The 21585-nt window shown below is 72.4% G+C and carries 19 protein-coding genes; 12 read left to right on the top strand and 7 right to left on the bottom strand.

Annotated features, from left to right (window positions below; all coding sequences use genetic code 11):
• Positions 1-1638 (top strand): pyruvate dehydrogenase (locus BZY54_RS06165; RefSeq protein WP_086723539.1); only part of this gene is annotated, 1638 nt, incomplete at its 5' end.
• Between the two features lie 211 nt (positions 1639-1849).
• A complete protein-coding gene (locus tag BZY54_RS06170; protein WP_086723524.1) occupies positions 1850-2332 on the top strand; it encodes an ATP-binding protein in 483 nt (160 codons plus the stop codon).
• Positions 2333-2461: 129 nt separating this feature from the next.
• Here the strand turns inward: BZY54_RS06170 and BZY54_RS06175 are convergent, their stop codons facing one another.
• Together BZY54_RS06175 and BZY54_RS06180 are read right to left on the bottom strand one after the other, a co-directional pair.
• Entirely contained in the window at positions 2462-3499 is a 1038-nt protein-coding gene (locus tag BZY54_RS06175) for a DUF2637 domain-containing protein (protein ID WP_086723525.1), read from the bottom strand.
• Between the two features lie 315 nt (positions 3500-3814).
• A complete protein-coding gene (locus BZY54_RS06180; protein WP_086723526.1) occupies positions 3815-4648 on the bottom strand; it encodes a (2Fe-2S)-binding protein in 834 nt (277 codons plus the stop codon).
• Positions 4649-4815: 167 nt separating this feature from the next.
• Between BZY54_RS06180 and BZY54_RS06185 the strand changes: the two genes are divergently transcribed.
• Positions 4816-5634 carry a GntR family transcriptional regulator gene (locus BZY54_RS06185; RefSeq protein WP_086723527.1) on the top strand — a complete coding sequence of 273 codons (819 nt, stop codon included), beginning with the start codon at positions 4816-4818 and terminating at the stop codon, positions 5632-5634.
• Between the two features lie 34 nt (positions 5635-5668).
• On the opposite strand, the gene BZY54_RS06190 is transcribed toward BZY54_RS06185, so the two are convergent.
• The 3 genes from BZY54_RS06190 to BZY54_RS06200 form a co-directional block, all read right to left on the bottom strand.
• Entirely contained in the window at positions 5669-6169 is a 501-nt protein-coding gene (locus BZY54_RS06190) for a DUF2231 domain-containing protein (RefSeq protein WP_086723528.1), read from the bottom strand.
• Positions 6170-6334: 165 nt separating this feature from the next.
• The gene (locus BZY54_RS06195) at positions 6335-7102 is read right to left on the bottom strand and encodes a hypothetical protein (RefSeq protein ID WP_167413953.1); all 768 of its coding nucleotides are present in this window, start codon (positions 7100-7102) and stop codon (positions 6335-6337) included.
• Between the two features lie 164 nt (positions 7103-7266).
• Positions 7267-8991 (bottom strand): PucR family transcriptional regulator, encoded by a 1725-nt coding sequence (locus BZY54_RS06200; protein WP_086723530.1) that lies wholly within the window; start codon positions 8989-8991, stop codon positions 7267-7269.
• A 366-nt stretch (positions 8992-9357) separates the two neighbouring features.
• Between BZY54_RS06200 and BZY54_RS06205 the strand changes: the two genes are divergently transcribed.
• The 5 genes from BZY54_RS06205 (at position 9358) to BZY54_RS06225 (ending at position 16155) form a co-directional block, all read left to right on the top strand.
• Positions 9358-10248 (top strand): FAD binding domain-containing protein, encoded by an 891-nt coding sequence (locus BZY54_RS06205; RefSeq protein ID WP_086723531.1) that lies wholly within the window; start codon positions 9358-9360, stop codon positions 10246-10248.
• Positions 10248-10835 carry a (2Fe-2S)-binding protein gene (locus BZY54_RS06210; protein ID WP_086723532.1) on the top strand — a complete coding sequence of 196 codons (588 nt, stop codon included), beginning with the start codon at positions 10248-10250 and terminating at the stop codon, positions 10833-10835. Before BZY54_RS06205 ends, BZY54_RS06210 begins: the two co-directional genes overlap by 1 nt.
• Positions 10836-10837: 2 nt before the next feature.
• Positions 10838-13222: a xanthine dehydrogenase family protein molybdopterin-binding subunit gene (locus BZY54_RS06215; RefSeq protein WP_086723533.1), complete on the top strand. Its 2385-nt coding sequence runs from the start codon at positions 10838-10840 to the stop codon at positions 13220-13222.
• Between the two features lie 254 nt (positions 13223-13476).
• Positions 13477-14943, top strand: a complete 1467-nt coding sequence (locus BZY54_RS06220) for an NCS2 family permease (RefSeq protein ID WP_086723534.1) — start codon at positions 13477-13479, stop codon at positions 14941-14943.
• A 57-nt stretch (positions 14944-15000) separates the two neighbouring features.
• The gene (locus BZY54_RS06225) at positions 15001-16155 is read left to right on the top strand and encodes an XdhC family protein (RefSeq protein ID WP_086723535.1); all 1155 of its coding nucleotides are present in this window, start codon (positions 15001-15003) and stop codon (positions 16153-16155) included.
• 17 nt (positions 16156-16172) lie between these two features.
• On the opposite strand, the gene BZY54_RS06230 is transcribed toward BZY54_RS06225, so the two are convergent.
• Positions 16173-16613 (bottom strand): SRPBCC family protein, encoded by a 441-nt coding sequence (locus BZY54_RS06230; protein WP_086723536.1) that lies wholly within the window; start codon positions 16611-16613, stop codon positions 16173-16175.
• A gap of 78 nt (positions 16614-16691) precedes the next feature.
• Here BZY54_RS06230 and BZY54_RS06235 point away from each other — a divergent pair, with 78 nt between their 5' ends.
• Positions 16692-17195, top strand: a complete 504-nt coding sequence (locus tag BZY54_RS06235) for a GNAT family N-acetyltransferase (RefSeq protein WP_086723540.1) — start codon at positions 16692-16694, stop codon at positions 17193-17195.
• A gap of 16 nt (positions 17196-17211) precedes the next feature.
• Here the strand turns inward: BZY54_RS06235 and BZY54_RS06240 are convergent, their stop codons facing one another.
• Positions 17212-18036 carry a polysaccharide deacetylase family protein gene (locus BZY54_RS06240; protein ID WP_208640570.1) on the bottom strand — a complete coding sequence of 275 codons (825 nt, stop codon included), beginning with the start codon at positions 18034-18036 and terminating at the stop codon, positions 17212-17214.
• Between the two features lie 157 nt (positions 18037-18193).
• On the opposite strand from BZY54_RS06240, the gene BZY54_RS06245 reads away from it, so the two are divergent.
• From BZY54_RS06245 to BZY54_RS06255, 3 genes are all read left to right on the top strand, one after another.
• Positions 18194-19156: an NAD-dependent epimerase/dehydratase family protein gene (locus BZY54_RS06245; protein ID WP_086723537.1), complete on the top strand. Its 963-nt coding sequence runs from the start codon at positions 18194-18196 to the stop codon at positions 19154-19156.
• Between the two features lie 233 nt (positions 19157-19389).
• Positions 19390-21027 (top strand): carbamoyltransferase family protein, encoded by a 1638-nt coding sequence (locus BZY54_RS06250; RefSeq protein WP_086723538.1) that lies wholly within the window; start codon positions 19390-19392, stop codon positions 21025-21027.
• Positions 21024-21585 (top strand): glycosyltransferase family 2 protein (locus BZY54_RS06255; protein WP_143668011.1); only part of this gene is annotated, 562 nt, incomplete at its 3' end. The genes BZY54_RS06250 and BZY54_RS06255, both read left to right, overlap by 4 nt.

Consider the following 21585-nt stretch of genomic DNA (forward strand, 5'->3'; position numbering starts at 1 on the left):
GCGGTCCGCCGCAACGCCGCCATCGACTGGATCACCGTCCGCCACGAGGAGACCGCGGCCTTCGCGGCCGGCGCCGAAGCGCAGATCACCGGACGGCTCGCGGCCTGTGCCGGCTCCTGCGGCCCCGGCAACCTCCACCTCATCAACGGCCTGTACGACGCCCACCGCTCCATGGCCCCGGTCCTCGCCCTCGCCTCGCACATCCCCTCCAGTGAAATCGGTCTGGGCTACTTCCAGGAGACCCATCCCGACCGGCTGTTCCAGGAGTGCAGCCACTACAGCGAGCTGATCTCCAGCCCGAAGCAGATGCCACGGCTGCTGGACACCGCCATCCAGAACGCCGTCGGCCGCAGCGGGGTCAGCGTGGTGGCCCTGCCCGGTGACATCGCCGCCGAGCCCGCCCCCGAGAAGGCCGCCGAGACCGCCATCGTCACCTCCCGGCCCACCGTGCGGCCCGGCGACGCCGAGATCGACCGGCTCGCCCGGATGATCGACGGGGCCGGCAAGGTCACCCTGTTCTGCGGCAGCGGCACGGCCGGGGCGCATGCCGAGGTGATGAAGTTCGCCGAGAAGATCAAGTCACCGGTGGGGCATGCCCTGCGCGGCAAGGAATTCATCCAGTACGACAACCCGTTCGACGTCGGGATGAGTGGTCTGCTCGGCTACGGCGCCGCCTACGAGGCCACCCACGAGTGCGACCTGCTGATCCTGCTCGGCACCGACTTCCCGTACAACGCGTTCCTGCCGAACGACGTGAAGATCGCCCAGGTCGACGTCCGGCCCGAGCACCTCGGCCGCCGGTCCAAGCTGGACCTGGCCGTGTGGGGCGATGTGAAGGAGACCCTGCGCTGCCTGATCCCGCGGGTGAAGGAGAAGAGTGACCGGCGCTTCCTCGACCGGATGATCAAGAAGCACGCGGACGCGCTGGAGGGGGTCGTCAAGGCGTACACGAGGAAGGTCGACAAGCACATCCCGATCCACCCCGAGTACGTGGCCGCCGTCCTGGACGAAGTCGCCGACGACGACGCGATCTTCACCATCGACACGGGGATGTGCAATGTCTGGGGCGCCCGCTACATCTCGCCCAACGGGCGCCGCCGCATCATCGGTTCCTTCTCGCACGGTTCGATGGCCAACGCCCTGCCGATGGCGATCGGCGCGCAGTTCACCGACCGCCGCCGGCAGGTCGTCTCGATGTCCGGGGACGGCGGGTTCTCCATGCTGATGGGCGACTTCCTGACCCTGGTCCAGCACGACCTGCCGGTGAAGGTCGTGCTGTTCGACAACTCCTCCCTCGGAATGGTGGAGCTGGAGATGATGGTCTCGGGTCTGCCCTCCTACGGCACGGCGAACAAGAACCCCGACTTCGCCGCCGTGGCCCGCGCCTGCGGCGCCTTCGGAGTCCGGGTGGAGAAGCCCAAGGACCTCGCCGGAGCCCTGAAGGACGCCTTCCGGCACAAGGGCCCGGCCCTCGTGGACGTCGTCACCGACCCCAACGCCCTGTCCATCCCACCGAAGATCAGCGCGGAGATGGTGTCCGGGTTCGCCCTGTCGGCCTCGAAGATCGTGCTGGAGGGCGGGGTGGGCCGCATGGTGCAGATGGCCCGCTCCAACCTGCGCAACGTGCCACGACCCTGATCGAGCCCCACGGCTGTCGACGACGCTCGTGAGCGACACGCCCAGGGCCGCCGGTGCGGATCACGCCTGACCCGGGCCGAGTTGCCGCGCTCATGGCCGAACATGCGGTCGTTGACGATTCGACATGACTGCCGCGTGTCCTACGGGGCATGGATCCCCGTGGACGTGTTCGACCTGGAGGGGAACCGACATCGGCACGCGGGCGGGGGAGATGAAGAGTCAGGCACGCGGAGGCGGTCCCAGGACGGTCGGGGCCTCCTCCGGAAAGACGGCGGAGGAAGAGGCCGGCGGCGTGGCGGAGCGCACACCGGCGCCCCAGCTCCGGCGCCGCCTGGGCAGGGCGGACCTGCGGGCGGTGCCCGAGGCGCGCCGGGCGCTGCGCGAGCTGCTGCGTCACTGGGGGCGGCCGGACACGTCGGACGTGGCGGAGCTGCTCACCAGCGAACTGGTCACCAACGCGCTCGTCCACACCGACGACGACGCGATCCTGACGGCGACGGTCTCACCACGCGGACTGCGGGTGGAGGTACGGGACTTCGTGGCCCGCAGACCGCGACCGCGCAGGCCGGTGGCCGATGCCGACACCCACGGCAGGGGCCTGCTCCTGGTCCAGTCCCTCGCGGACGCCTGGGGCGTCTGCCCGCACGAGGTGGGGAAGTCGGTGTGGTTCGAACTCGGGGCCCAGGCCGCGTGACGACAGCCCCGAGGGGGGCACGGCCCCACGGCCGTGCCCCCCTCGGCATGTCACAGCGTCACAGGTGCGGTCCTGGAGCCTCTCGTTCGGATCACGCCGGGCTCGCGGGCCTGATCCGAACGGAAGACCCTAGCCGAACTGCTGCTCCAGGTCCTTGAGCTTTCGCTCCAGCGAGTCCAGCCGCGGCAGGGCCTGGGTGTCGTCCTCCGCGGTGAGGTCGACGGTGATGGGGTCACTGCCCTTACGGACGGGCTGGAGGGAAGGACGCGTGAGCACCGGCAGCGACTCCGCCGCCGATATGGCAGGCTCCGCGCCGACCGGGGAGGAACCGCGCTCCAGGGCCTGCGTCTCGCCCTGCCGGCCGCCCCGGCCGACGAAGCCGCGGTGGCCCCGGCTGATCGCCTTGAGCTGGGCGCGCTCGACGCGCTCCTGCTCGCGGCGCAGCCGCCGCCGCTCCTCCTTCTCGCGCTTGTCCTCGCGCACCTCCTCGACCGCCTCGTCCAGGCTGCGCACGCCCTCCAGGAGCATCAGCGACCAGGCACGATAGGTCTCGCGCGGCGCCCGCAGCCAGCGGACGATACGGATCTGCGGCAGCGGACGCGGAACCAGGCCCTGCTCGCGCAGGGCGGCCCGGCGGGTCTGCTTCAGCGCGCGGTCGAAGAGGACCGCCGCCGACAGGGACATACCGGCGAAGAACTGCGGCGCGCCCGCGTGGTCGATGCCCCTGGGCGCGTGCACCCAGTTGAACCAGGCCGCCGCGGCGGCGAACATCCACACCAGTATCCGGGAGCCGAGGGCGGCGTCACCGTGGCTGGCCTCTCGCACCGCGAGCACGGAGCAGAACATCGCCGCCCCGTCCAGGCCGAACGGCACCAGGTACTGCCAGCCGTCGGTCAGGCCGAGGTTCTGCTCGCCGAAGCCGACCAGGCCGTGGAAGGAGAGCGCGGCGGCGACCGCCGCGCAGCAGAACAGCAGGACGTAGGAGGCCGTGCCGTAGATGGCCTCCTTGCGCCTGCGACGCTCCTCGCTGCGCTCCCACGAGTCGTCGGCACTCGCTTTCCCGTCGGACCGTTTGCCGCGCGCGAGCACCGCCACCGCCGCCAGCACGCCCAGGAGCAGCACGGCGCCCGGAAGCAGCCAGTTCAGCGATATGTCGGTCAGTCTCATCTGGGGTCCCTTGCATGGGGATAGGGCGTGACGCCCGCCATAGTGGCCCAATCCCGCCGGCCCTCAGGGGGTTTCGGGGCAAGAGGCCGCCTAGGAGGTGCAAGGGGATGCCCGGGGACGGCGTTCTGCTCGAACTGCCGCTTGAGGGGCGGGAGTTGAGTTCGAATAAGACTACCCGTACGGGTGGTTCCACGGAAAGTTCCCGTGACGGGTGGGGAAGTTGTGAATCCCCTGCACCCATTCGGGTGTCCCACTCGCGGATGATCTTACGGGACGCGGGCGGACGAACGGACCAACTGACGGTTTATCAAATCCTCAAGCGACGGCCGTGGTGGCCGGTTCGGCCACCCGGTCCGCGTCGCAGATGCGCGGACAGGTGGCGCAGGTGTCCTCGGGGCGCACGGTGTAGAACATGCAGCAACTGGCCCGGACCCGGGTGGGCAGCGGCGAGTCGTCCGGCCCGGCCGGCTCGCGGAAGGCCGCCGAGCCGACGAACGGCCGGGTCGCCCCCGGGAGCAGCAGCTCCAGCTCGCGCATGGCCCGCCGCTCCTCGCCGAGCAGGCGGGCGACGTACCACAGGCCCTCGACGACCTCGTCGGTCGCCATGCCCCACAGGGCCCGGCCGCGCCGCCGCATGCGCGGCCCGAAGCCGGCGAGGACCGGCTCCAGGTGCTCGGCGACGGCCGCCCGCACCTCGGCCCGCAGTGCCTCCTCGTCGCGCACCACACGGGCGCCGGGCCGCGCGGCCGCCGGGTCGTCCGGCAGGCAGGCGAAATCGACGGGACGCACGGCCATGCGGCCGGCGGTGCGGTCGTAGGAGACGTGGGTCACGGGGAGGCGGGGCACTCGGCGGTGCAGGAACCACGGCACGGTGAACAGCAGGCAGGCGGGCCAGGCGTACCGGTGCAGTCCGAAGCTCGCCACCACGTCCGGGCGGGCCCGCGTCCCGTAGTCCCGCTGCACCTGGGCATCGTCCCAGGACAGGAACGCGTCCAGGCCGGGTCCGCCCCGCGCGAGAGAGGCCGCCGTGACCCAGCCGTCGCCTTCGGGGGCCGGCTCACCGGGGCCCAGGAGGGTCACGGCGAGGCCCGGGTGGACCTCGGTGAGGCGGGCGTAGGCGTCCGCCGCGGCCGAAGGGAGCACAGGCATGCCGGACCACCGATCCGCGTTCGACTGAAGGGGCGACTGAAGGTAAGGCTTACCTTACTTCACTTGGCCGGAATGTGAACCCGCGACCAGTTGTGCCTAAGGTGCTTGACGGACGAGTAGCAACCCGTCGTAATGACCCCAAGCACCCACAAGCCCGGAGGAGGACCGTGAAGCAGGGCGCGCAGGACTCCGCCGCGGCGACCGGGGGCGGCATACCGCGCATCCCGCCGGGCGGCGGCGCGACGGGTGTGCCCCGGCAGCCGCAGGCGGCGGACGTACGGCGGGAGCGGGACACCCCGGCGGCGGGCGGCGTGCGCGGCGAGCACACGCACGGCGAGCGGCCCGTCCCGTCTCCCCGTCCCGTCGTGCAGCGTGCCTCCGTGCGCGGGCAGATCCTCGACGCCCTGCGCACCGCGCTGGTGACCGGGGAGCTGCGGCCCGGCGAGGTCTATTCGGCGCCCGCGCTCGGCGAGCGGTTCGGGGTCTCCGCGACCCCCGTGCGCGAGGCGATGCAGCAGCTCGCGCTGGAGGGCGCCGTCGAGGTCGTGCCCAACCGCGGCTTCCGGGTCGTCGAGCGCGGCGCCCGCGAGCTCGCCGAACTGGCCGAGGTGCGGGCGCTGATCGAGGTCCCGGTGCTGCTGCGGCTGTCGCGTACCGTGCCCGTCGAGCGCTGGGCCGAGCTGCGGCCGCTCGCCGAGGCCACCGTACGGGCCGCGTCCTCCGGGTGCCGGGCCACCTACGCCGAGACCGACCGCGCCTTCCACCGCGCGATGCTCTCCCTGGCGGGCAACGAACAGCTCGTCCAGATCGCCGAGGATCTGCACCGCCGGGCCCAGTGGCCCCTGGTCGGCGGCTCCGAGCGTCCCGCGCGGGCCGGGCTGGTGGCCGACGCCGCCCAGCACACCGCCCTGCTCGACGCGCTGATCGCGCGGGAGACCGACGTGGTGCACCTGCTCGTGCGCGAACACTTCGGGGTGGCGGGCTGAGGGCGGCGGCGCCGGTGCGGGCGGCCGCCGTCGGTCAGTCCCCGTGGCCCGGACTCGTGGCGGTCTTCGAGTAGGCGTCGTGCCAGGCGGCCTTCGCGCCCGAGTCGCCGATCCGGTAGACCTCCACGACCGCGCCCGCGGCCACCACCACGGAGAGCACGGCCGCGGCCACCCGCAGCACCGAGCCGGAGCGCGCCCCGGCCTGCGCCCGGGGCGTCCGCCGGGAGACCAGCCAGACGCCGGCCGCCAGCACGAACAGGCCCAGCGCCCACGGCAGCATCCCGTCGCCCAGCTCGGCGTGGCGCCGCACCAGCGGGTCGTCGGCCACGTGCCGCTCCAGCCATTCGCCCGCGCCGGTCGTCAGCGGCACGCTCGCCAGCGTGACCAGGGCGAGCAGCGGCAGAGCCGGGCCCAGCCGCCTGGCGCCCTGCGGCCACAGTGCGCAGACCACGAGCACCAGCGCGGTGAGGGGGACGAGGACCACGACGACATGGACCAGCAGGACGTGCGCGGGCAGGCCGTTGAGCAGGCTCATCAGGGCGCTCCTCCGGGAGGCGTGGGGGGCTCACACGGGCAGGGGGGATCCGTCCGCGTGTTCGGGCGCGCCAGCCTGGCACAGCAACCTCTCAGGTTCTTCTGAGCCGGACCGCTCCCTTCGAGCCACGCGCCAGGGGTCGCCTGCCCCCGTCCGGCCCGCCCCTCAGGCCGTCGCCGCCCCCGCCGCCGGTGGTGTCAACTGACGGGCCAGCCAGGTCGGTACGCCCCCCAGGAGCCGGAACAGGCGCCGGGCCTCCTCGCGCAGGCGGGACGCCTCCGGTTCCGCCTCCGTGTCGGCCAGGGACACCAGTGCCGGAGCCGTGCCGACGAGGTAGCCGAGCTCCTCGCGAATCCGCAGCGACTCGGCGAAACCGTGCCGCGCCTCGGACAACTCCCCCTCACGCAGGGCGAGTCCGGCCAGATGGCGCCAGGTGAAGGAGAGCAGCAGCGGGTCGGCGTGGGCGGTGGCGCCCGCGTGGGCGCGGCGGTAGGCGGCGCGCGCGGCCTGAGGGGCGTGGGTCAGGTTCTCGGCGATCAGCCCGCGCCGGAAGTCCAGCAGCGCCCGCCCCGGCGCCCCCGGCGGGATCAGCGCCGCCGCCCGGCCGAGCGCGGACCGCGCCTCGTCGGCCCGGTCCCGTACGCCGTGCAGCGTCGCCGAGTAGGCCAAGTACCCGCGTTCACAAGCGGCCGCGCCCCGCTCCTCGTCGGAGTGCGCGAGCGCCTCGGCGGTACGCAGCGCGTCCTCGGCCTCCTGCCAGCCGGACTCGGTGTACAGGCACCGTTCCACCAGCAGCACCGTGCGCTGCAGCGCGGCGGCGGCGGTGGCCGACGGCAGCAGCGCTGCCGCGTCGGCCCAGCATGCGCGCGAGCGCAGCCGCCATACCGCGGTCTGGAGTGGATCGTCACCTGGGGTCGTTCCGTTACCAGACATGGCGGTATGCGCCACATTGCCCTCCCCGAGCACGCCTTCGAGCCTTGAGTGGTGGCGGCATCTCAGCACGAATTCCGTGGCCCGGCCAAGAGGGTGGGTGAAGGATTTCACAAAGTCCGGGAAGTGGACGGCGGCGGTGCCGGCCGCCGTCGACCGCCCTGACCTCAGCTCATGCGCAGTGCGAGGAAGAAGTCCAGCTTGTCCTCCAGACGCGAAAGGTCACGTCCCGTCAACTGCTCGATCCGCCCGACCCGGTAGCGCAGCGTGTTGACGTGCAGGTGGAGGCGGGTCGCGCAGCGGGTCCAGGAGCCGTCGCAGTCCAGGAAGGCCTCCAGGGTCGGTATCAGCTCGGCGCGGTGCCGGCGGTCGTAGTCGCGCAGCGGGTCGAGCAGCCGGGCGGTGAAGGCGCGGCGCACGTCGTCGGGGACGAAGGGGAGCAGCAGGACGTGGGAGGCCAGTTCCTGGTGGCCGGCGGCGCAGACGCGCCCCGGGCGGGCCGCCGCGACCCGCCGGGCGTGCCGGGCCTCCTCCAGCGCCCCGCGCAGCCCCTCCGCCGAGTGCACGGCCGCGCTGACGCCGAGGGTGAGCCGCCCGTCGCCGTCGAGACCGGCCGACAGCGGGTCCCGTACGGCCTCCAGGAGCACGTCGGCGAGGATCCCGGCCTCCGAGCCGTCGTGCTCGCCGGAGACGGCGGGCAGCGGCACCAGGGCGATGGCCTCGTCGCCGGTGTGGGCGACCGCTATGCGGTCGGAGGGCTCGGGACCGGTGCTGAGCGGGTCCACGAGGATCTCCTCCAGCAGCGACTGGGCGATCGGGCCGCCCTCGACCGTCCCGCCCGTCCGTCGCCCGCCCTCGGTCGCGGGCGCCGCGGGCCCGCCCTGCGCCTCGTCCCACTCGACCCGGGCCACCACCACCTGCCAGTGCGGGGCCGCGCCGAGGCCGGGCAGCAGCACGGGAGCCGCGACCCGGAGCCGGGCGGCGATCTCGGCCGGCGGCGCCCCCGTCTGGACCAGCTCCAGGACCTCCTGGGCGAGCCGGCGCCGCACCGTGCGGGCCGCGTCCCGCCGGTCCCGCTCGACCGCGATCAGCTGGGTGACGCCCTGAAGCAGGTCGAGACGCTCCTCCGGCCAGTCGCCGGCGTCCGCCTCGACCGCCAGCAGCCAGTCCGACAGCACCGTCTCGCGCACGTCCCGCGCGGCCTGCGGGGACCGCCCGCTGCTGCGGATCGGGAAGAGGGAGTACGTCGTCCCGCCCAGCGCGACGCGGTGCGGGCCGCGCCGGCCGGTGCGGCCGGCCGCCAGGTGCTCGGCGGCGAGCTGGGCGCACACGGCCGGGGGCAGGGGCGGGCCGCCCACCTTGGGGCCGGCGATCAGCCGGCCGGCGGGGGAGAGCAGCCAGGCCCGCAGGTCCAGGTCGGAGCCCAGCAAGTCCAGGACCACGTCCGGGCCGCCGCCCGCCGGTCCGGAGGTCATCATGCGGCGGTGCCGGTCCACCACCGCCGCGAGGTCGCCGGCGCGCTCGCCGGAGACCTGCCGTACGACGTGCTCGGTGATCGTCGCGAAGGCCACCGACTCGTTGACCGCGAACAGCGGCAGCCGGTGCCGGGCGCAGGCCAGCACCAGGTCCTCGGGCACATCGCCCAGCTCGGCCTCACCGGCGGCCAGCGCGGAGACGCCGGACTGGACCAGGATGCGGACGAACGGCTCCGAGTCGGCGGCGTCCCGGCGCCAGGCCAGGCCGGTCAGCACCAGCTCACCGCCGGAGAGATAACGGCTGGGGTCGCGCAGGTCGGTGGTCATCACGCCCCGGACGGTGCGGTCCAGCTCGTCCTCGCCGCCTAGCAGCTTCAGGCCCAGCGCATCGGTGTCCAGTAGTGCGCGCAGCCGCATTCTCGTCGCCGCCGTTCTGTGTCTCGAAAAGTACGATGGATCTTGTGGGAGAGGGCCCGCCCGTGCCGCCGGACGGCGGATTCGCCGCCTGGGCGTGCGGCCGGACACCGGCTCCGCCGCGGGTGTGACCGTGGCCTCTGTTTCCAGAGGAAAGCGAAGAGGTTGCCGATGGTCTCCGTTCATACGAATCTACAAGATGTCCGCCCTGGCCAGCCAAACCCTTCATGGTTTCGGTGACTGACCCCGTTGGAGCAGTCGGCTGTGTACTGGCCTCACTCCACGTGAACACCACATGAACGAGCCTGGCCCGCCGCACACGGATTGGCTCAATCTGGACGACCCACGAGACGAAGAAGAGAGCCGGTCATGGACTTCCTTCGCCCCGCCAGCTGGGAGGAGGCGCTCGCCGCGAAGGCCGAGCACCCCACCGCTGTGCCGATTGCGGGTGGCACCGATGTGATGGTCGAGATCAACTTCGACCACCGCCGGCCCGAGTACCTCCTCGACCTGAACCGCATCGGAGACCTCTACGAGTGGGAGGTCGGCGAGGAGAGCGTGCGGCTGGGCGCCTCCGTGCCCTACACCAGGATCATGGAAAATCTCCGTGCCGAGCTGCCGGGCCTCGCGCTCGCCTCGCACACGGTCGCCTCCCCGCAGATCCGCAACCGCGGCGGCGTCGGCGGCAACCTCGGCACGGCCTCTCCCGCCGGCGACGCCCACCCGGCCCTGCTCGCCGCGGGCGCCGAGGTCGAGGTGGAGTCGGTGCGCGGCTCCCGCCGCATTCCGATCGACGAGTTCTACACCGGCGTCAAGCGCAACGCGCTCGCCGCCGACGAGCTGATCCGCGCCGTGCACGTCAAGAAGGCGGACGGACCGCAGCAGTTCTCCAAGGTCGGCACCCGCAACGCCATGGTGATCGCGGTGTGCGCCTTCGGCATCGCCCTGCACCCCGAGACGCGCACGGTCCGCACCGGGATCGGCTCGGCCGCCCCCACCCCCGTCCGCGCCCGGGCCGCCGAGGAGTTCCTGGACGCGGCCCTGGAGGAGGGCGGCTTCTGGGACAACGGAAAGATCATCACCCCGTCGGTCGCCAAGCAGTTCGCCGAGCTGTGCTCCGCCGCCTGCAACCCGATCGACGACGTCCGGGGCACCGCGAGCTACCGCCGCCACGCGGTCGGCGTGATGGCCCGCCGGACGCTCACCTGGACCTGGGAGTCGTACCGCGGCACCCGCCGCACCTCGGAGGGAGCTGCGTAATGCGCGTCAACTTCACCGTCAACGGACGTCCGCAGGAGGCCGACGACGTCTGGGAGGGCGAGTCCCTGCTGTACGTCCTGCGCGAGCGCCTCGGCCTGCCCGGTTCCAAGAACGCCTGCGAGCAGGGCGAGTGCGGCTCGTGCACGGTCCGCCTGGACGGCGTGCCGGTCTGTTCCTGCCTGGTCGCGGCCGGCCAGGTGCAGGGCCGCGAGGTCGTCACCGTGGAGGGCCTGGCGGACTACGCCAAGCAGCGTGCCGAGGGCGGCTGCGCGACCGGCGCCTGCGGTTCGGCCGGGACATCCCTCGACGAGGCCAAGGGGTGGCAGGCCAAGGGCGACTCGCAGACCGGCGAGGGCGGTGAACTCTCCCCGATCCAGCAGGCGTTCATGGACGCCGGCGCCGTCCAGTGCGGCTTCTGCACCCCGGGGCTGCTGGTCGCCGCCGACGAGATGCTGGAGCGCAACCCGAACCCGACCGACGCGGACATCCGCGAGGCGCTGTCGGGCAACCTGTGCCGCTGCACGGGCTACGAGAAGATCATGGACGCGGTCCGCCTGGCGGCCGCCCGGCAGTCCGAGGGGGTCTGAGCATGCCCGCCAACGGCGCTCCCACGAAGATCACGCAGGGTTCGCAGACCAGGGGCGGCATCGGCGAGTCCACGCTCCGCCCCGACAGCACCCTCAAGGTCACCGGCGAGTTCGCGTACTCCTCCGACATGTGGCACGAGGACATGCTCTGGGGCCAGATCCTGCGCTCCACGGTCGCGCACGCCGAGATCGTGTCCATCGACACCTCCGAGGCCCTGGCGATGCCCGGCGTCCACGCCGTGATGACCTACGACGACCTGCCCACCGAGGTGAGGCGGTACGGCCTGGAGATCCAGGACACCCCGGTCCTCGCCCACGGCAAGGTGCGCCACCACGGCGAGCCGGTCGCCATCGTCGCCGCCGACCACCCGGAGACCGCGCGCCGCGCCGCCGCCAAGATCAAGGTGGAGTACAAGGAGCTGCCGGTCATCACCGACGAGGCCTCCGCGACCGCGCCGGACGCGATCCTCGTGCACGAGAACCGTGACGACCACCACATCGGCCACGTCCCGCACCCGAACATCGTCCACCGCCAGCCGATCGTCCGCGGCAACGCCGACGAGGCCGCCGGGCGGGCGGACTTCGTGGTCAGGGGCGAGTACTCCTTCGGCATGCAGGACCAGGCCTTCCTCGGCCCCGAGTCCGGCCTCGCCGTGCCCGAGGAGGACGGCGGCGTCCACCTCTACATCGCCACCCAGTGGCTGCACAGCGACCTGCGCCAGATGGCGCCCGTGCTCGGCCTGCCCGAGGACAAGATCCGCATGACCCTGGCCGGCGTCGGCGGCGCGTTCGGCGGCCGCGAGGACCTGTCGATGCAGATCCACGCCTGTCTGCTGGCGCTGCGCACCGGCAAGCCCGTCAAGATCGTCTACAACCGGTTCGAGTCCTTCTTCGGGCACGTCCACCGCCACCCCGCGAAGCTCACCTACGAGCACGGGGCCACGAAGGACGGCAGGCTCACCCACGTCAAGTGCCGGATCGTGCTCGACGGCGGCGCCTACGCCTCCGCCTCCCCGGCCGTGGTCGGCAACGCCTCCTCGCTCGGCATCGGCCCGTACGAGGTCGACGACGTCGACATCGAGGCCATCGCCCTCTACACCAACAACCCGCCCTGCGGCGCCATGCGCGGCTTCGGCGCGGTCCAGGCGTGCTTCGCCTACGAGGCGCAGATGGACAAGCTCGCCGACGCCGTCGGCATGGACCGGGTGGAGTTCCGGCAGCTCAACGCCATGAGCCAGGGCACGATCATGCCGACCGGGCAGCCGGTCGACTCCCCGGCCCCCGTCGCCGAACTCCTGCGCCGCGTCAAGGCGATGCCCATGCCGCCGGAGCGCCAGTGGGAGAGCTCCGAGGGCGCCGACGTACGGCAGCTGCCCGGCGGTCTGTCCAACACCACGCACGGCGAGGGCGTCGTCCGCGGCGTCGGCTACGCGGTCGGCATCAAGAACGTCGGCTTCTCCGAGGGCTTCGACGACTACTCCACCGCCAAGGTGCGCATGGAGGTGCTGGCCGGCGAGCCCGTCGCCACCGTGCACACGGCCATGGCGGAGGTCGGCCAGGGCGGCGTCACCGTCCACGCGCAGATCGCCCGCACCGAGCTGGGCGTCGCCCAGGTGACCATCCACCCGGCCGACACCCAGGTGGGCTCGGCCGGTTCGACCTCCGCCTCCCGGCAGACGTACGTCACCGGCGGCGCCGTGAAGAACGCCTGCGAACTCGTCCGCGAGCAGGTGCTGGAGATCGGCCGCCGCAAGTTCGGCTCGTACCACCCCGCCTGGGCCACCGCCGAACTCCTGCTGGAGGGCGGCAAGGTCGTCACCGACGGCGGCGAGGTCCTCGCCGACCTGGTGGACGTGCTGGAGGACGAGGCCGTGGAGATCGAGGCGGAATGGCGGCACCGGCCGACCGAGCCCTTCGACCTGCGCACCGGCCAGGGCAACGGCCATGTGCAGTACTCCTTCGCCGCGCACCGCGCTGTCGTCGAGGTCGACACCGAGCTCGGCCTGGTGAAGGTGATCGAGCTGGCCTGCGCCCAGGACGTCGGCAAGGCGCTCAACCCGCTGTCCGTCGTCGGCCAGATCCAGGGCGGTACGACCCAGGGCCTGGGCGTGGCGGTGATGGAGGAGATCGTCGTCGACCCGAGGACGGCGAAGGTGAAGAACCCCTCCTTCACCGACTACCTCATCCCCACGATTCTCGACACGCCGACGATCCCCGTCGACGTGCTCGAACTCGCCGACGAGCACGCCCCCTACGGGCTGCGCGGCATCGGCGAGGCGCCCACCCTGTCGTCCACCCCGGCCGTCCTCGCGGCGATCCGGAACGCGACCGGGCTGGAGCTCCCGCGCACGCCCGTCAGGCCGGAGCACCTCACCGGCCAGGCGTGAGCCAAGGGCCTCCCGTGCGGATCGCGGCATGATCCGAACGGGAGACCCTGACCTCCGGGCGGCGCAACGGAGCGTCACACACTCCGCGCCGCCGGGAGCGCACCCCCGTCTTCGAGCTCCGCTCCGCTCGCGGTCCTTGAAGTACCAGCAATCGAGGTTCGTCTCGGGCCGTCCCCCGGGTCGTCCATTCCCAAATCCCGTGCCCGGAAAGGGATTGCGCACGGGTGCCCCTATGAACCTTGGGAGATGGCCCCATGACCCAGCAGTCAGTGGAGCCGAGGACCGCCGCCGAAGACGCGGGCGCGGGCAGCCGCGTCCCGGCGGGACGGTCCTGGCTCGACCGGTACTTCCACATATCCCAGCGGGGATCCACCGTCGCGCGTGAAGTGCGCGGCGGCGTCACGACCTTCATGGCGATGGCGTACATCCTGCTGCTCAACCCCGTCATCCTGTCCGGAAAGGACGTGGCCGGGGACACTCTGGGCCAGAAGGCCCTGATCACCGCCACCGCGCTCGGGGCGGCGTTCACCACCCTGCTCATGGGCTTCGCCGGCAAGGTGCCGCTCGCCCTGGCCGCCGGCCTGTCCGTGTCCGGTGTCGTCTCCACCCAGGTCGTGCCCCACATGACGTGGCCCCAGGCCATGGGCATGTGTGTGGCCTACGGCGTCGTGATCATGCTGCTGGTCGTCACCGGCCTGCGCGAGATGATCATGAACGCGATCCCGTTGCCGCTCAAGCACGGCATCACCATGGGCATCGGCCTGTTCATCGCCTTCATCGGCCTGGTCAAGTCCGGTTTCGTGGGCCGCAACCCGGCCCCCGGCGGCGGCCCCGTCGTCCTCGGCCCCGGTGGCGAGCTGTCCGGCTGGCCGGTCCTGCTCTTCGCCGCCACGCTCCTGCTGATCTTCGCCCTCCAGGCCCGCAACGTCCCCGGCGCCATCCTCATCGGCATCGTGGGCGGCACCGTCGCCGCGGCGATCCTGAACGCCGCCGGCGCCATCGACGCCAAGCAGTGGGTCAACGGCGCCCCCGAACTGCACGGCAGCCCCGTGTCGATGCCCGACTTCTCGCTCTTCGGCCACGTGTCGTTCAGCGGCTGGGGCGACGTGGGCGTCATGACGATCACCGTGATCGTCTTCACCCTGGTCCTCGCCGGGTTCTTCGACGCCATGGCCACCATCATCGGCGTCGGCACCGAGGCCGGTCTGGCCGACGACAAGGGCCGTATGCCGGGCCTGTCCAAGGCGCTGTTCATCGACGGTGCCGGCGGTGTGATCGGCGGTGTCGCGGGCGGTTCCGGCCAGTCCGTCTTCGTCGAGTCCGCGACGGGCGTCGGGGAAGGTGCCCGCACGGGCTTCTCCTCCGTCATCACCGGCCTGTTCTTCGCGGCCTGCCTCTTCTTCACCCCGATCACCGCGATCGTCCCCTCGGAGGTCGCCTCCGCGGCCCTCGTCGTCATCGGCGCGATGATGATGATGAACGCGCGGCACGTCGACTGGGGCGACCGCGCCACGGCCGTCCCGGTCTTCCTGACCGTGGTGATCATGCCGTTCACGTACTCCATCACGCCCGGTGTCGCCGCCGGCGTGGTCTCGTACACGATCATCAAGATCGCTCAGGGCAAGGCCCGGGAGATCGGCGCCTTCATGTGGGTGCTGTCCGTGATCTTCCTCGTCTACTTCGCCCTGAATCCCATCGAAGGCTGGCTGGGCGTGCACTAGGCCCCTTCGGGAACCGCAACCCCCGCCACCCACCCGCTGCCTGAAGGAGACCGACAGATGCTGGACATCGCCGAGGAGCTGAACCGGTGGGTCGAGCGGGGCCGTGACTTCGCCGTGGCCACCGTCGTCGCGGTCGGCGGGAGCGCGCCCCGGCAACCGGGTGCCGCCCTCGCCGTCGACAGCGACGGAACGGCCGTCGGTTCGGTCTCCGGCGGCTGTGTGGAGGGAGCGGTCTACGAGCTGTGCCAACAGGCGCTCGAGGACGGGAAGACCGTCCTGGAGCGCTTCGGCTACAGCGACGACGACGCCTTCGCCGTCGGCCTGACCTGCGGCGGCGTCATCGACATCCTGGTCACACCGGTACGGGCCGACGGTCCGGCCCGTCCGGTGCTCGCGGCCGCGCTGGCCGCCGCCGCCACAGGGGAGGCGGCGGCGGTCGCGCGGATCGCCTCCGGCCCGGCCGAACTCATGGGCCGCGCCCTGCTGGTCCGCCCGGACGGCTCCTGGGAGGGCGGCCTCGGGGCGCACCCGGAGCTGGACCGCACCCTGGCCGGCGAGGCGTGCGCGTTCCTGGACGCCGGCCGCACCGGAACCCTGGAGATCGGAGAGCAGGGCTCCCGCTGCGGTGCTCCGCTCACCGTTCTCGTCGAGTCCTCGGTGCCGCCGCCCCGGATGATCGTCTTCGGCGCGATCGACTTCGCCTCGGCGCTGGTGCGCACCGGCAAGTTCCTCGGCTACCACGTGACGGTGTGCGACGCCCGTCCCGTCTTCGCCACCCCGGCGCGCTTCCCGGAGGCCGACGAGATCGTCGTCGAGTGGCCGCACAAGTACCTCGAGCGCACGGACGTGGACGGCCGTACGGTGCTGTGCGTCCTGACCCACGACGCGAAGTTCGACGTCCCGCTGCTGCGCCTCGCACTGCGGCTGCCGGTGGCGTACGTCGGCGCGATGGGTTCGCGCCGCACCCACCTCGACCGCAACGAACGCCTGCGCGGCGTCGGCGTGACGGAGCTGGAGCTGGCCCGCCTGCGGTCCCCGATCGGCCTCGACCTCGGCGCCCGCACCCCGGAGGAGACGGCCCTGTCCATCGCCGCGGAGATCGTCGCCGCCCGACGCGGCGGCAGCGGCGCGTCGTTGACGGGGGCGCACACACCGATCCATCACGACCCGGCGTCCACACCCGCGATGGGGCGGATCGGGTCGGTGGCCTGAGGCGGCCGGTAGCCGCCTCAGGCCCGCCGCAGCAGCCGGTTCACCGCCCGCCCGAACACCGCCCGTGCCGTGCGTTCCAGCAGGGGGTCGAAGAGGGCGGGGAGGAAGCGGATCCGCAGCTCCTCGCGCCACTGGACCCGGGTGCGGCCGCCGGGACCGGGGCGCACCTCGATCTCCGCCCAGCCCCGGATCACCCGGCCCCGTTTCTCCAGGCGGCATCGGCCCGGCTCGCCCTCGGCCGGCGGGCACCAGGTCGTCACCTCCATGGGGTCGTCGAAGCCCAGCGGGCCGACTCCCGTACGGGCCACGAAACGCGTGCCCTCGCGGGTCGGCGCGGGCGTGACCACGGTGATGCGGGTCAGCGGGACCACGTCGGCGTGGCGGTGCCACTGCGTGAGCCGCCGCCAGGTCTCGTCCGGCGGGAGCGGCGGCGTGCGTTCCAGGGAGAAGATGACCACGGAACGATCGTAGGCAACCGGGACCCCACACCCGCGCGTTGACTCCGGCATCACCCGCTCGGCCGTATGCTCGCCGTCGTGATCACACTGGAGCGGCTGCAACCTGGCCACGCGGATGCCCTGTTGGCCTTCGAACGGGAGAACCGGCGGTACTTCGCCCGCTTCGTGTCCGACCGCGGCGACGCGTACTTCACGGACTTCGCCGCCCGCCACCGTGCCCTGCTCGCCGAACAGGACGCGGGCGTGTGCCACTTCCACGTCGTCGTGGACGAACGGGGCGCGCTGCTGGGCCGGGTCAACCTCGTCGACGTCGCCGACGGGTCCGCCGAACTCGGGTACCGGATCGGCGAATGCGCCGCGGGCCGGGGCGTGGCGACGGCCGCCGTGCGGGAGGTGTGCCGGCTGGCCGCCGGGACGTACGGACTGCACAGGCTCACCGCGGTCACCACCCACGACAACGTGGCGTCCATGACCGTGCTCGCACGCAACGGGTTCGTCCCCGTGGGGGAGACGACCGTCGCCGGACGGCCCGGAGTCGCCCACCGGCTCGATCTCGCCGCGACCGGGCCGGCGGAAACCTGACGGCAGTTCGGGAGATCTAGGGCCGGTAGACCTTCCCCGGCTCCGGCTTGGCGGGCGCCAGCAGTTGAGGGACCGTCACGAAGACGTATCCGCGCTGCTTCAGCCCGTCGATGATGCCCGGCACCGCGGGCACCGTGCCCGGGTAGATGTCGTGCAGCAGGATGATCCCGTCCCGGGACGCCTGGTCGAGGACGCGTTCGGTGATCAGGGCCGAGTCGTTCGTGGTGTAGTCCTTGGCCGTGACGCTCCACAGGACCTCGGACATGCCGAGTTCCCTGGAGACCTTGTGCACGGTGCCGTTGGTACGGCCCTGGGGCGGGCGCACCAGCGTGGGCCTGCGTCCGGTCAGGCGCTCTATCGCCTCGTTCGGGCGCTGCAGTTCCTCGCGTATCTGCGCCTCGGGTATCCGGGTCAGGATCTTGTGGTCCCAGGTGTGGCTGGCCACTTCGTGCCCCTCGGCCGCCATCCGCTCGACCAGTTCCGGGTACTTCTCGATGTGCCGCGCACCGAGCAGGAAGAAGGTCGCCGGGACCTTCTTCTGCTTGAGGATGTCGAGCAGCCGGGCGGAGTTCTCGCTCGGTCCGGCGTCGAAGGTCAGCGCGATGCACTTGGCCTGACGGCAGTCCACCGTGCCGAACCGGGCGGGCGCGCCCGCCGCGGCCCGGGTCCGCGCGGCGCTCGGTGTGGTCTCGTCGCCGCGTCCGCAGCCGCTCAGCGTGAGAGTGAGACAAGTTGCGGCGGCCAGCGCCGCCATCGCCCGGACCCTCGTCCCCCTGCGGAATTCCGTCCCCGCCCGGAACCCTGTCCCCGTTTTTGTCATCTTCTTGGTCACAGAAGGCATGCGCGGACTCTATAGAGCGGGTATAGACGCGGTGTATAGCGGGGTCGAATAAACGATCGACGGACGTTTGAGCGACCGATTCGACCGATGTGTGCCGTCCGGCCCGCGGGGTTACTCAAGCCGACACGCAAGTGAAGGCAAGAGGGAGGAGAGCCCCGTGAGCGGACGCAACTGGCGCCGGGCCCTGGTGACCGGCGGAGCCGGCTTCGTTGGATCCCATCTGTGCTCGCGGCTGCTCGACGCCGGCACCGGCGTCCTGTGCCTGGACAACCTGGCCACCGGCGCCCACGCCAACGTGGCCGAACTGGAACGGCGGCGCGGCTTCCGCTTCGTCCGTGCCGACGCCACCGACCCCGAGGCCCTGCGCGACCTGCCCGGCCGCTTCGACCTGGTGCTGCACTTCGCGTGCCCGGCCTCGCCCGCCGACTACCTGCGGCTGCCGTTGCAGACTCTCGACGTCGGCAGCACCGGCACCCGCAACGCCCTGGAGCGCGCCCGCGCCGACGGGGCCCGCCTCCTGCTCGCCTCCACCTCCGAGGTGTACGGCGACCCGCTGGAGCACCCGCAGCGCGAGAGCTACTGGGGCAACGTCAACCCGGTCGGCCCGCGCAGCGTCTACGACGAGTCCAAGCGCTTCGCCGAGGCCCTGGTCACCGCGCACCGGCAGACCCATGGCACCGACGCCGCCATCGTCCGCATCTTCAACACCTACGGGCCCCGGATGCGTACCGGCGACGGCCGTGCCGTACCCACCTTCATCGCGCAGGCCCTGGAGGGCGCCCCCCTCACCGTCGCCGGGGACGGCAGCCAGACCCGGTCCCTGTGCTACGTCGACGACACGGTCGACGGCATCCTCGCGCTGGCCGCCTCCGCGGAGACCGGTCCGGTGAACATCGGCGGCGGCGACGAGATCACCGTGCTGGAGCTGGCCCGCCGGATCGTGGAGCTGACCGGCTCCGCCTCCCGCATCCGGTTCGTCGACCGGCCCGCCGACGACCCCGGCCGGCGCCGTCCTGACACCCGGCTGGCCCGGGATTCGCTCGGCTGGCGGCAGCGCGTGGACTGGAACGAGGGGCTGGAACGCACCATCGACTGGTTCGCCCGCGAGGCCGCGGCCTGAGGCCCGCGCAGCAGTAGACCGCGGCGTCCCGAACCGTACTGCGGTCCCATGACCGGGGGGCCTCACTATGAGTGAAGTAATTATGACATAGGGCGAAAAACAGGCCTTTTCCGTACTCAGTTGGCTTCACCCGTTTGAGACAGCTGAGGCGCGGCACACAGAAGCTCGACGTGCCCACGGCACGAAGCAGTCCCCACACGCCGAACATCGCCGAACGGGACGGAGCCCATTCCATGCGCATCCTTGGTATCAACGCCCTGTTCCACGACCCGGCCGCCGCCCTCGTGGTCGACGGCCGAACGGTCGCGGCCGGCGAGGAGGAGCGCTTCAGCCGACGCAAGCACGGCAAGCGACCGGTGCCGTTCTCCGCGTGGGAACTGCCGGAACTCTCCGCCCGATGGTGCCTCGAGCACGCGGGCGTCAAGCCCGACGAACTGGACGCCGTCACGTACTCCTTCGACCCCGCGCTGGCCCGCCCGGCAGCCGAGATGGGCCTGTCCGACCCGTGGGACCCGCTGCGCCTGGAGTACGCGCGCCGCGCCCCCGAGTTCCTGGCCGAGGCGCTGCCCGGACTCGACCCGGCCAAGGTCGTCTTCGTCCCGCACCACATCGCGCACGCCGCCTCCGCCGGTCCGGCCTCCCCGCACCCGGACAGCGCCGTGCTCGTCCTCGACGGCCGCGGCGAGGCCGCCTCCCACCTCGCGGGCCGCTTCCACGACGGCAAGCTCGACACGCTCGCCGCGCAGGCACTGCCCGACTCCCTCGGCCTGGTCTACGAGGAGCTCACCGAGCACCTCGGCTTCCTGCGCAGCAGCGACGAGTACAAGGTGATGGCGCTCGCCTCCTACGGCAAGCCCCGCTTCCTGCCCCAGCTGCGCTCCCGCGTCCACCCCGCCGGCGACGGCGGATTCCGCGCCCACGGCGTCGACTGGGCCGCCCTCGCCCCGCCGCGCGCCCCGCACGAGCCCTGGACCCAGGAGCACGCCGACCTCGCCGCCAGCTGCCAGGCCGTGCTGGAGGAGGTGCTCCTCGAACTCGTCCACTGGCTGTACCGCGAGGCGGGCGGCGACGCCCTCACCATGGCGGGCGGGGTCGCCCTCAACTGCGTGGCCAACTCCAGGATCGCCGTGCTGGGCCCCTACCGGCACGTGTGGGTCCAGCCGGCCGCCGGGGACGCCGGCACCGCGCTCGGCGGCGCCCTGTACCTGGCCGCGAGCGAGGGCGCCGTCCCCGAGCCGATGCCCGGCGCCGACCTCGGACGGGGCTGGAGCGACGAGGAGTTGCGCGGGTGGCTGGACGAGGCCGCCGTACCCTACGAGCGGCCCGACGACATCGCCGGGACGGTCGCCGAGGAACTGGCCCGCGACGGGATCGTCGCCTGGTTCCAGGGGCGCAGCGAGTACGGCCCGCGCGCCCTCGGGCACCGCTCGCTGCTCGCCCATCCGGGCCGGGCCGAGAACCTGGAACGGCTCAACAGGGTCAAGGGCCGCGAGGAGTTCCGGCCGGTCGCTCCCATGGTGCTCGCAAACCGCGCCCACGAACTCTTCCGGGGACCCCTTCCGAGCCCGTACATGCTCTTCGTGCACGACGTCCACCGCGACTGGCGCGAGCGCATACCCGCCGTGGTGCACGTCGACGGCACCGCCCGCATCCAGACCGTCGACGAGCGGCAGGAACCGCTGGTCGCCCGGATGCTGCGCGGCTTCGAGCAGCGCACCGGACTGCCCGTCGTCGTCAACACCAGCCTCAACACCGCCGGCCGGCCCATGGTCGACGACCCGCGCGACGCGCTGGAGTGCTTCGGCTCCGCGCCCGTCGACCTTCTGGCGATCGGCCCGTACGCGGTGCGCAGGGGAAGGGCGTACGCGTGAGCCGCCCCGACGGCCGGACCGGCGGCCCTCCCACCGGCCCCGCCTACGCCGTGGTGATCCCCACCCTGGCGCGGGACACACTGTCCGACTGCCTCGCCGCGCTCGCCGCCGCGCACGGTCCCCAGCCGGAGGAGATCGTGCTCGTCGACGACCGGCCCGAGCCCGAACCGGGCGCCCTGGAGCACCCGTTGACCGTCCTCGGCGACCTGCGCGCCCGTACCACCGTGCTCACCAGCGGCGGCCGGGGCCCCGCCGCCGCGCGCAACACCGGACTGCGCGCGGTCACCGCGCCCTGGGTGGCCTTCCTCGACGACGACGTGCAGGTCGGCCCGCACTGGTGCGACCAGCTGGCCCAGGACCTGGCCGAGGCGAGCCCCGACACCGCGGCCGTCCAGGGTGTGATCGCCGTGCCCCTGCCCGGCGAACGGCGGCCCACCGACTGGGAACGCAACACCGCCGCTCTCGCGCGGGCCCGCTGGATCACCGCCGACATGGCCTACCGCACCGACGCGCTCAAGCAGGTGGCCGGCTTCGACGAACGCTTCCGGCGCGCCTTCC

Source organism: Streptomyces carpinensis (assembly GCF_002154505.1).
Lineage (GTDB): Bacteria > Actinomycetota > Actinomycetes > Streptomycetales > Streptomycetaceae > Streptomyces > Streptomyces carpinensis.